This is a genomic window from Micromonospora tarensis (assembly GCF_016803395.1).
Taxonomy (GTDB): Bacteria; Actinomycetota; Actinomycetes; order Mycobacteriales; family Micromonosporaceae; genus Micromonospora; species Micromonospora tarensis.
This window is the reverse complement of sequence record NZ_JAEVHL010000242.1, coordinates 1-10,056: the sequence shown is the minus strand read 5'-3', so window position 1 is coordinate 10,056 and position 10,056 is coordinate 1. Positions and strand designations below refer to the sequence as shown.

12 protein-coding genes are annotated in these 10,056 nt (G+C 72.4%); 4 read left to right on the top strand and 8 right to left on the bottom strand.

What is annotated here, in order from left to right; translation table 11 throughout:
- Positions 1-1,012: class I SAM-dependent RNA methyltransferase (locus tag JM949_RS29665; protein ID WP_203151450.1), on the bottom strand; the 1,012-nt coding region annotated here is incomplete at its 3' end.
- 43 nt (positions 1,013-1,055) lie between these two features.
- Complete coding sequence (locus tag JM949_RS29660) at positions 1,056-3,116, bottom strand: APC family permease (RefSeq protein WP_309232384.1); 2,061 nt, start codon at positions 3,114-3,116, stop codon at positions 1,056-1,058.
- A 164-nt stretch (positions 3,117-3,280) separates the two neighbouring features.
- Between JM949_RS29660 and JM949_RS29655 the strand changes: the two genes are divergently transcribed.
- Both JM949_RS29655 and JM949_RS29650 read left to right on the top strand, forming a co-directional pair.
- A complete protein-coding gene (locus tag JM949_RS29655) occupies positions 3,281-3,946 on the top strand; it encodes a potassium channel family protein (protein WP_203151447.1) in 666 nt (221 codons plus the stop codon).
- Positions 3,947-3,949: 3 nt separating this feature from the next.
- Positions 3,950-4,639 carry a potassium channel family protein gene (locus tag JM949_RS29650; RefSeq protein ID WP_203151446.1) on the top strand — a complete coding sequence of 230 codons (690 nt, stop codon included), beginning with the start codon at positions 3,950-3,952 and terminating at the stop codon, positions 4,637-4,639.
- A gap of 26 nt (positions 4,640-4,665) precedes the next feature.
- Here the strand turns inward: JM949_RS29650 and JM949_RS29645 are convergent, their stop codons facing one another.
- From JM949_RS29645 to dut, 4 genes are all read right to left on the bottom strand, one after another.
- Positions 4,666-5,349 carry a DUF3159 domain-containing protein gene (locus JM949_RS29645; RefSeq protein ID WP_203151445.1) on the bottom strand — a complete coding sequence of 228 codons (684 nt, stop codon included), beginning with the start codon at positions 5,347-5,349 and terminating at the stop codon, positions 4,666-4,668.
- A 25-nt stretch (positions 5,350-5,374) separates the two neighbouring features.
- Entirely contained in the window at positions 5,375-5,755 is a 381-nt protein-coding gene (locus JM949_RS29640) for an OB-fold nucleic acid binding domain-containing protein (RefSeq protein WP_030489360.1), read from the bottom strand.
- Positions 5,756-5,869: 114 nt separating this feature from the next.
- Entirely contained in the window at positions 5,870-6,520 is a 651-nt protein-coding gene (locus JM949_RS29635; RefSeq protein WP_203151444.1) for a DUF3710 domain-containing protein, read from the bottom strand.
- 25 nt (positions 6,521-6,545) lie between these two features.
- Positions 6,546-7,082: a dUTP diphosphatase gene (dut, locus tag JM949_RS29630; protein ID WP_203151443.1), complete on the bottom strand. Its 537-nt coding sequence runs from the start codon at positions 7,080-7,082 to the stop codon at positions 6,546-6,548.
- A gap of 90 nt (positions 7,083-7,172) precedes the next feature.
- Here dut and JM949_RS29625 point away from each other — a divergent pair, with 90 nt between their 5' ends.
- Entirely contained in the window at positions 7,173-7,700 is a 528-nt protein-coding gene (locus tag JM949_RS29625) for a DUF3093 domain-containing protein (RefSeq protein ID WP_203151442.1), read from the top strand.
- Positions 7,701-7,718: 18 nt separating this feature from the next.
- On the opposite strand, the gene JM949_RS29620 is transcribed toward JM949_RS29625, so the two are convergent.
- Together JM949_RS29620 and JM949_RS29615 are read right to left on the bottom strand one after the other, a co-directional pair.
- Positions 7,719-8,516 carry a hypothetical protein gene (locus JM949_RS29620; RefSeq protein ID WP_203151441.1) on the bottom strand — a complete coding sequence of 266 codons (798 nt, stop codon included), beginning with the start codon at positions 8,514-8,516 and terminating at the stop codon, positions 7,719-7,721.
- 117 nt (positions 8,517-8,633) lie between these two features.
- Positions 8,634-8,930 carry a DUF4193 domain-containing protein gene (locus tag JM949_RS29615; RefSeq protein ID WP_007075406.1) on the bottom strand — a complete coding sequence of 99 codons (297 nt, stop codon included), beginning with the start codon at positions 8,928-8,930 and terminating at the stop codon, positions 8,634-8,636.
- Positions 8,931-9,363: 433 nt separating this feature from the next.
- Here JM949_RS29615 and JM949_RS29610 point away from each other — a divergent pair, with 433 nt between their 5' ends.
- Complete coding sequence (locus JM949_RS29610; protein ID WP_203151449.1) at positions 9,364-9,879, top strand: LytR C-terminal domain-containing protein; 516 nt, start codon at positions 9,364-9,366, stop codon at positions 9,877-9,879.
- The last annotated feature ends 177 nt before the right edge of the window (positions 9,880-10,056 follow it).

Here is a 10,056-nt window from a genome sequence, read left to right as displayed (position 1 = left end):
CGAGCACCACCACGTCCACCGGGCCGGTGATCCGTCGGCGGGCCAGCGCGGTCTCCACCCGGGCCGACACCACCTCGACGGTGGGCAGGTCGGCGAGGTTCTGCCGGGCGGCGGCCACCCCCTGCGCGGCGGCTTCGACAAGTGTCACCCGACCGGTCGGGCCGACCCGGGCGGCCAGCCCGGCGGCGAACAGCCCCGCCCCGCCGTAGAGGTCCCAGGCGACCTCGCCCGGCCGCGGGTCGAGCAGCTCCAGCACCGCCGTGCCGAGGGTGTCCGCCGCGGCCGGGTGCACCTGCCAGAACGCGGACGCGGGCAGCGTCCAGTCCCGTCCGGCGGCCACCTCGCGGACCTCGGTCGGGCCGCTGACCGGGGTGGGCACCCCGTCGCGGACCGCGGTGACGGTCACGTCCCCGCCGGTGCTGGCGACGGTCTCCACCGCCTCCGCTGCCGGCCAGGACGCGCCGGTGGAGGTGAGCACCGGCAGTTGCTGGATGGCCGGGTGGGCGATCCGGCAGCGGTCGATCGGCACCACCTCGTGTGAGCGGTGTTTGAGCAGGCCGGCACGGTCGGCGGCGTCTACCGCGTAGCGCACCCGGGAGCGCCAGCCCAGCAGCCCGCCGGGCAGCGCCTCGACCCGCACGCCGAGCCGGTCCAGCTCGACGTCGGTGAGTCCGCCGAGGCGGACCAGCTGTTCGCGCACCACTGCGGTCTTCCAGGCCAGTTGCGCGGCCGGGGCGACGTGTTGCAGGTCGCAACCCCCGCAGGCGCCCGGCTTCGCGTACGGGCAGGGCGGCTCGACCCGGTCCGGCGAGGGATCCAGCACGGTCACCGCGTCGGCCCGGACGAACCCCCGGTGCACCTCGGTCACCTCGGCGATGACCCGCTCCCCGGGTAGCGCGTGCCGGACGAAGACCACCTGCCCGTCCACCCGCGCCACGCAGTGCCCGCCGGGGGCGACCGCGTCGACGGTCAGCTCGACCCGTTCCGCCTCGGCCAGGCCACCTACGGGCACCGGGGACGGGGGCAGGGACGGCGCGGTGCGCTGCCCGGTCGACTCAGTCACGGGGGCCACTCTCCCCGTCCGTCGGGGCAACCTCGGCGGGCGGCGCGGCGGCCACCGGCGCAGCCGCGCTGCGGGGCCCGCGCGCGGGTGTCCGGGACAGCGCGGCGTCCAGCCGGTCCAGGTTCTTGCTCGCCGTCGAGGCGAGCTGCCACGGCACGCTGACCACCATCACCCCCGGTTCGAAGAGCAGCCGACCCTTGAGGCGCAGGGCGCTCTGGTTGTGCAGCAGGTTCTCCCACCAGCGGCCGACCACGTACTCCGGAATGAAGACGGTGACCACGTCCCGGGGTGACTTGCGGCGGGTGGAGGCGACGAAGTCGAGGATCGGCCGGGTGATCTCCCGGTACGGCGAGTCGATCACGGTGAGCGGGATGGCCATCTCCCGCCGCTCCCAGTCGGCCTGCAGATCCCGGGTGTCCTTCTCGTCCACGTTGACGGTCACCGCGGTCAGCGTGTCCGGTCGGGTGGCGCGGGCGTAGGCGACGGCCCGCAGGGTCGGCTGGTGCAGCTTGCTGACCAGGACGATCGCGTGGTTGCGGGCGGGTAGCACGGCCCGGGTGTCGACCGGCGGGGTCAGCTCGACGGAGATCCGCTCGTAGTGCCGGTGGATGGCCAGCATCAGCACGTAGATCACCGCCATCGCGGCGATCGCGATCCAGGCGCCGAGCAGGAACTTGGTGATCAGGACGATCACCAGCACCGTGCCGGTCAGGCCCATGCCGAACGTGTTGATCGCCCGGGACCGGTACATCCGGCGACGCACCTCCGGGTCCCGCTCGGTGCGCAGGTGCCGGTTCCAGTGCCGGATCATGCCGGCCTGGGAGACGGTGAACGAGACGAAGACTCCGACGATGTAGAGCTGGATCAGCTTCGTGACCTCGGCCTGGAAGCCGACGATCAGCACGATCGCGAAGACGGCCAGGAAGGTGATGCCGTTGGAGAAGGCCAACCGGTCGCCGCGGGTGTGGAACTGGCGGGGCAGGTAGCGGTCCTGGGCGAGGATCGAGCCGAGCACCGGGAAGCCGTTGAACGCGGTGTTCGCGGCCAGGAACAGGATGAGCGCGGTCATGCCGGCCACCACGTAGAGCAGGATCGACCCGGAGCCGAAGATCGTCTCGCCGAGCTGGGTGGTGACCGTCTTCTGCACGTACCCGTCGGGGCCGGAGACGATCTGGAGCGCCGGGTCCTCGACGAACTGGAGGTGGGTCAGCCGGGCCAGCCAGATGATCCCGACCAGCAGGCTCACCGCGATCGTGCCGAGCAGCAGCAGCGTGGTGGCGGCGTTGCGGCTCTTCGGGGCCTTGAACGCCGGTACGCCGTTGGAGATCGCCTCGACGCCGGTGAGCGCGGCGGCGCCCGAGCTGAACGTGCGCAGCAGCAGGAAGACGAGTGCGAAACCGGTGACGCTGTGCTCGGCCTGGATGACCAGGTCGGCACTGGGCGCGCGGAGTTCGTCACCGAGGACGAAGACCCGGAACAGCCCGGTGAGCAGCATCCCGCCCATCACGATGACGAAGCCGTAGGTGGGAATGGCGAACGCGGTGCCGGACTCCCGCAGGCCGCGCAGGTTGACGGCGGTCAGCAGGACCACCGCGATCACCGCGATCAGGACCTTGTGGGTGGCCACGAACGGCACCACCGAGCCGAGGTTGGCCACCCCGGAGGAGACCGACACCGCCACCGTCAGCACGTAGTCGACAAGCAGCGCGCTGGCCACCCCGATGCCGAACTTCGGGCCCAGGTTGACCGTGGCCACCTCGTAGTCGCCACCACCGGAGGGGTAGGCGTGCACGTTCTGCCGGTAGCTGGCCACCACCGTGAGCATGACCACGACCACGGCCAACGCGATCCACGGGGAGAACAGGAACGCCGAGGCGCCGGCGATGGAGAGGGTCAGCAGGATCTCGTCGGGCGCGTACGCGACGCTGGAGAGCGCGTCGGAGGCGAAAACGGGCAGCGCGATGCGCTTCGGCAGGAGGGTGTGCTGCAACCGGTCGGACCGGAACGGTCGACCGAGGAGAAGCCGCTTCAGCAGCGAGGTGGGACTGGCCACGAACGCCAAGAGTACGACCACCATGGCGGGAACGCGGGGGTGGGCGATCACGGCGGCCCGACACGACGGGGTACGGTCGGTCCCCGCTCCCCACCGGGACGTGGCAGGCTCGCACTCGGAAGGCCACCGGCAGCGGGAGCGGTACGCACCTTGGGAGGGACAGCGTGCACGTCGTGATCATGGGGTGTGGCCGGGTCGGGTCGACCCTCGCCCACAGCCTGGAGTCCCGAGGGCACTCGGTCGCGGTCATCGACCAGGACGCCGACGCCTTCCGCCGGCTCGGTCCCGACTTCGCCGGGATCACGGTCACCGGGGCCGGCTTCGACGGCGAGGTGCTCCGGCAGGCCGGCATCGAGCGCGCGGACGCCTTCGCGGCCGTGTCGAGCGGCGACAACTCCAACATCATCTCCGCCCGGCTGGCCCGTGAGACGTTCGGCGTGTCCCGGGTCGCCGCCCGCATCTACGACCAGCGCCGGGCGCAGGTCTACGAGCGGCTGGGCATCCCCACTGTGGCGACGGTGCGCTGGACGGCCGACCGGATGCTGCGGCACCTGGTGCCGGAGGGCAACGTGGAGATCTTCCGCGACCCCACCAGCACCGTGTCGATCGTCGAGGTGCCGGTGCACAAGGACTGGATCGGTCGGTCGGTGCGGGCGCTGGAGGAGGCGTCCGGGGCCCGGGTGGCCTATCTGATCCGCTTCGGCATCGGCACGCTGCCCACCGGCTCGACCGTGGTGCAGGAGGGCGACCAGGTGTTCATGCTGGTCAGCGATGACATCGTGGCGGCGGTCACGTCGGTGGCGGCGACGCCGCCGGAAGGAGGGCACTGAGCCATGCGGGTCGCCATCGCGGGCGCGGGCAACGTGGGCCGCTCGATCGCCCAGGAGCTGATCGAGAACGGCCACCAGGTGATGCTCATCGAACGCCAACCCAAGATGCTGCGCCCGGACCGGGTGCCGGCCGCGGAGTGGGTGCTGGCCGACGCGTGTGAGCTGACCAGCCTGGAGGAGGCCAACGTCGCCGGGTGCGACGTGGTGGTCGCGGCGACCGGCGACGACAAGACCAACCTGGTGCTGTCGCTGCTGGCCAAGACCGAGTTCGCGGTGCCCCGCGTGGTCGCCCGGGTGAACCGGGCCGAGAACGAGTGGTTGTTCACCGAGCAGTGGGGCGTGGACGTCGCGGTGAGCAAGCCGCGGGTGATGGCCGCGCTGGTCGAGGAGGCGGTCACCGTCGGCGACCTGGTCCGCCTGATGACCTTCCGGCAGGGCGAGGCGAACCTGGTCGAGATCACCCTGCCGCCGACCGCGCCGTACGTCGGTCAGCCGATCCACGCCGTGCCGCTGCCCCGCGACTCGGCGCTGGTGGCGATCCTGCGCGGCAAGCGGGTGCTGGTGCCCAGCCCGGACGATCCGATCGAGGCCGGCGACGAGCTGATCTTCGTCTGCACCGCCGAGGTGGAGGACGGGGTCCGCGCGGTGATCCTCGGGCCGGACAGCGTCGAACGGACCCGCGGCTCACGCTGAGCCGACGCCGGCTGACCCCGCGTCGCTCAGGCGCCGGGCAGTGGGGTCGGCGGCGACTCCCGGGTGACCCGGCGAACCGTCCAGACCGTGATCAGCAGCAGCAGCGCGTACGGCGGGTAGCCCAGCGCCAGCCGGGCCACGCCCAGCGCGGTGTCCTGGTGGGCCAGGTAGAGACCCGCCTGCACGCCCACCTTGGCCAGCCAGACCACGCCCCAGAGCACGGTCAGCTGGGTGAAGGTGCGCACCAGCTTCGGGTCGGCCCGCCATTCCGAGCGACCCTTGGCGACCAGCACCGACCAGATCCAACCCACCAGGGGCTGCCGGATGGCCGCCGAGATCAGCAGCGCGACGCCGTAGCCGATGCCGTAGAGGATGCCGGGCAGGTAGAAGTCGCGTTCGTCGCCGGTGCGCCAGGCGATGGCCGCGCCGACGCCGACGCCGAACAGCCCGTTGACGGCGTGCCGGATCGGCCGGCGCTGGGCCAGCCGCAGCCCGGCGATCAGCACCGCGACGCTGACCGAGGCGATCACCGCTGGCCGCAGCTCGCCGATGATGTTGGCGAGGACGAAGACCACGACCGGGATGCTGGACTCGACCAGCCCCCGCCAGCCGCCGAGCTGGTCGGCCATCTGCTCGGCGATCGTCGGCAGGCGCTCGTCGTCCGGCGGGTCGATCTCCGGCTGTGCCGCCCGGTGCTGTCCCGTGGTCATCGCCGGCCTTCCGTCCGCAGTGTCGTCACTTGGGCGAGTCCAGCTCGTAGTACGGGTTGTAGATCACCTTGCGGTCGTCCCGGACCGCCACCCGGCCCCGCGCGGTCAGGTGTCGGCCCGGCTCGATCCCGGCGATGTGCCGTCGACCCAGCCAGACCAGGGTGACCACGTCGCTGCCGTCGTACAGGTCGGCCTCGAGGGTGGGCAGGTTGGTGCGCGGCGTGTAGACCACAGTGCGCAGCCGACCGGCGACCGAGACCAGCTGACCCCGGGAGCACTGTTGGGCCGGGATGCCGCCGCACTCGGCGCTCTCCCGACGCAGCTCCTGCGCGTCTATCTCGGCCTCACTGGCGGTGAACCGTTGCAGGATGCGCCGCAGCGACACCCGGCTCTCGTCGGTCGTCATGACCTCCGCGTCACCCTCTCCACGCTCGCCGACCCCGGCCGGCCCTGACGGCACCGGAACCGTGCCGCCAGCGTACGCCGACGGGGCCGGTTCCGGCGGGCCGGTGCGCGCGGATCAGACCTGGCGCGCTTCGCCGGCCGCGTCGCCCGCCTGGTCGGCGATCTCCGCGGGGAGCCGCAGCGGCAGCGGCTCGCGGACCGGCCTCGCCTCCTGGCCCCGGTCGACCACCAGGCCGTCCAGGCACTCGACGAGCGGCCCGGCCAGCGCCGGATCGGTGGCCACCGGGCCCTGGAACACGCCGCGAACCATCCAGCGCGGCCCGTCGACGCCGACGAACCGCAGGTTCGTCACACCGTCCGGGGTACGCACCTGGGCGTGCAACTCCGGGCCGTACTCGCCGGCGACCTCCTGCGCGCTCGCCCCGTCGCGGAGCAGCGACTGCCGGATCTCCTCGCGCACCTCGTCCCAGATCCCCTCGGACCGGGGGGCGGCGAAGACACCCAACTGGAGCGCGTTGTCGCCGTGCACCAGCACCACCTGCTGGATCACGCCCTGCGGGTCGGCCTGCACCCGCACCTCGACCTCGGCGATCGCCGGGATGTGCAGGCTGCCCAGGTCGAGTCGCTGCACGTCGTCGTGGCTCTCGGAGATGTCGTACGGGCCGCGCACCAGCGTCGGCGCCGCGTCGCCCTGGTCCGGAGCCTCGACGGCCCGCTCGTCACGGGTCTGCCGCTCGGCATCGGACCGCTTTCGGGAGAAGATCACTGCGCCCGCCCTCCGCTGTTCACACTCACCCTGCCATCTCTTCCGTCTGCCTGCGGCCCGGCTCGTCCGGTCGCTGCTCGACCCGGCCCTGGCCGGTCGGCGACGGCACCAGCCCGGCGTGTCCGCCGGTCGACCCGTGCCCGCCGGTCCCGCGCCGGGACGCGGGCAGCTCGACCACCGGCTCGAACCGCGCCCGTGCGACCTGTTGGACCACGAGCTGCGCGATCCGGTCGCCGCGAGAGATCTTCGCCGGCACATCCCGATCATGATTGATCAGGTTGACCAGGATCTCACCCCGGTAGCCGGCGTCGACCGTACCGGGCGCGTTGAGCACCGTCACGCCGAGCCTGGCCGCCAGACCGGAGCGGGGATGGACCAGGCCCACGTACCCCGGCGGCAGCGCGATGGCGACGCCGGTGGGCACCAGGGCACGGCCGCCGGGCGGCAGCTCCACGTCCGCGGCCGCGACCAGGTCGGCTCCGGCATCGCCGGGATGGGCGTACGTGGGCAGCGGCAGCTCGGGGTCGAGCAGCTGCACGGGCACGGGTACGACGTCGGTCACGGGTCCCCTCTTCCGTCCGGTTCTCGGGGTGACCCTGCCATCCTGCCGGTTCGCCGAGCCGCCGTGCGCCGTACCCTCGCAGGAGTGAGCATGTCGTCCTCCCCGTCCGCCGATCACCCGCCGGTCGCCACCCGCTCGGGGTACACCGAGCGGCTGGATCTGCCCTGGTGGCTGTGGCTGGCCGGGCTGGTGGCCGCGGCGCTGCTGGCCGTCGAGATCTGGATGGGCGCCTCGGGCGTCCGCGCCTGGCTGCCCTTCGCCGTGCTGCTGCCGCTCGCCGCGGCCGGGTTGTGGTGGCTGGGTCGGATCCGGGTCGGGGTCACCGACGGCGAGCTGCGGGTGGACGACGCCCGCCTGCCGGTGCGTTTCGTGGCCGACGTGGTGCCGCTGGACGCCGCCGGTCGGCGGGAGGTGCTCGGGGTCGGCGCGGACCCGCTGGCCTTCGTGGTGCAGCGCCCGTGGATCGGCGGCGCCGTGCAGGTGGTCCTCGACGACCCCGCGGACCCGACCCCGTTCTGGGTGGTGAGCACGCGGCACCCGGTCGAGCTGGCCGAGGCGGTGTTGGCCGCGCGGGACGCCCTCGCGGTTTCCAGTCCCCCGCCGGGCGAGTCGGCCTGACCCGACCCGGTCGGCCGGTCAGGTGCCGGTTGGCGGGCCCGGCAGGGCCGTCGGTGGCGCGGGTCGGGCGATGCCCCGCCGACGCAGGTCGACCTGTAGCTGATCGGCCATCTGCTGGGTGGCCCGGCGGTTGAGGAAGCTGGCCACCGCCGCGCCGGTCAGGAACGGCCCGAGGGTGGTCAGGTTACGACCGAAACGCCGCAGCAGCATCTCCCGCAGTTCCTTACGGGCGGCGGTGCCGAGCACCGCTCCCACGCCTACGCCGGGAACCATGGGGTTGACCCCACGCTGGGTGGCCCAGGAGTGCAACAGGGCGACCGCCCGCTGGCTGCCGGCGCTCGGTAGCGCCACCCCGTGGATCTCGTGCAGCTCTCCGACCAGTTTCAGCTCCACCGCCACCACGGCCACGGTCTCGGCGGCGAGCAGCACGGGCGCGGAGAGCAGGGTCGGGGCGACCGTCCACTCGACGGCGGCGACGCCCCCACCGGCCGCGCCGATCGCGGCGGTGGTCCGGGACGCGTTGCGGACGAGCCGGTCGGCCAGCGCGGCGTCGTCGAGACCGGGGAAGTGCCGGCGCAGGGTGTCCAGGTCCCGCACCGGTACGTGCGGGGCGATCTCGGCCACCGTGTCGACCATCCAGCGCACGGCGGCACGGGGCTTGAACAGGTCGGAGATGCCCCGCGCGCGGGCCTGCCCGACCATCCGGGTCAGTAGTTGGCGGCGTCGGGCCGGCTGGATGTCGTCCGCGGTCAGCGCCGCGACGGTGGCGCCGAGGTCGTCCGCTTCGCCATCGGTGATGCCGCCTCGATCGCTCATCGAACCTCCCGGTGCTGTGGCTACCCGCTACGAGTCAAGCAGGTACCCACCGCTGCCGCATGCCTACACCGGCAGCGGCGGCCCCGTTCCGGAGGCCGCCGCCGGTGTCGCAATCTGTCAGACGCACTCGCGGCAGATCAGCTCGCCGTTACGCTCGACTGCCAGCTGGCTACGGTGGTGGACCAGGAAGCAGCGAGCGCACCGGAACTCGTCCTGCTGCATCGGAAGCACCTTGACCGTGAGCTCCTCGTCGGCCAGGTCGGCGCCGGGCAGCTCGAAGCTCTCGGCCACCTCGGCCTCGTCGACGTCCACCGCGCCCGACTGTGAGTCGACGCGCCGGGCCTTGAGCTCTTCCAGGCTGTCCTCGCCGAGGTCGACCTCGTCGCGACGCGGGGCGTCGTAGTCGGTGGCCATCGGTTTCACTCTCCCATATCGATGTTGTCGCTTCCGGTTGTAACGCCGGACGACGCTGTTTCGGTTCCGCTGGCCGGCCACCACTTGTGTCGGGCACCCGACCCGAGGACCGAACGGGTCGAGCTCGCTGGGGCGACTCCCCTGCGAGCGCGGAACCTTACCCCCCCTTGGGCGAGGCATGTATACCGCCCTTGCGGCTGAGATGTACGCCCCCGCACGCGAAGTTGTTCCCAATGTGATTCAGGCGACACGAAGATAGGGGTAGTAGTACCTGGTTCACGGTCGGCACGCCGGCATGTCGGGCTGTTTCCACGCGACGGCCGGACAACCGTTAACCTCAGCGGCGTATTCGACGGCCGGCGGCCTGAGCGAGCGCTGCTGGCCGCCACCACCCACCTGAGGTTCGGGGAGTGCCCTGATGAGTTTTGCGCGCGTGCGAGCTCTCGTCGTCGTCGGCCTGCTGGCGATCATCGCCCTGGTCTTCGTCGTCGTGGCCGTGGTCCGCGACAGCCAGGGCAACGCGGGCACCGCGGCGGGTTGCCCGGAGGGCTGGCCGCTGGCGGACCTGACGCTGCGCGAACGCAAGGACGTCAAGATCAACGTGATCAACGGCACCGACCAGCCCGGCCTCGCCCGCACCGTCGCCGACGAGTTCAGCAACCGGCAGTTCCAGGTCAAGAAGACCGGCAACGAGAAGAAGCAGGTCGACGGCGTGGCGGTGCTGCGGTTCGGTCCGAAGGGCGTCGGCTCCGCGCACCTGCTGCAGGCGTACTTCCTCAACGACGCCGTGCCCGGCTACGACGAGAAGCGCACCGACGACACCGTGGACGTGGTGCTGGGCAACGACTTCCAGCAGCTCGCCACCACGACCGAGGTGAACCAGTCGCTCGGCGACTCGGGCCCGCCGACGGCGCCCAAGGGCTCCTGCCCGTCGCCACCCGCCAAGTGACGGCGTAACCACCCCTTCGCACCGCCGGGTCGCCCGGTCAGGGCCGCCGGAGGCGTCCAGCGCGGCCAGCCGGTCGTGCAGCGGCGCGAAGAGGGCGGGCGGAGCCGCGACGACCAGATCCGGGCCGGGCGCCGACCGGCCAGACCGGCGACCCGCACCCCCCGCCTCGGCGGCCAC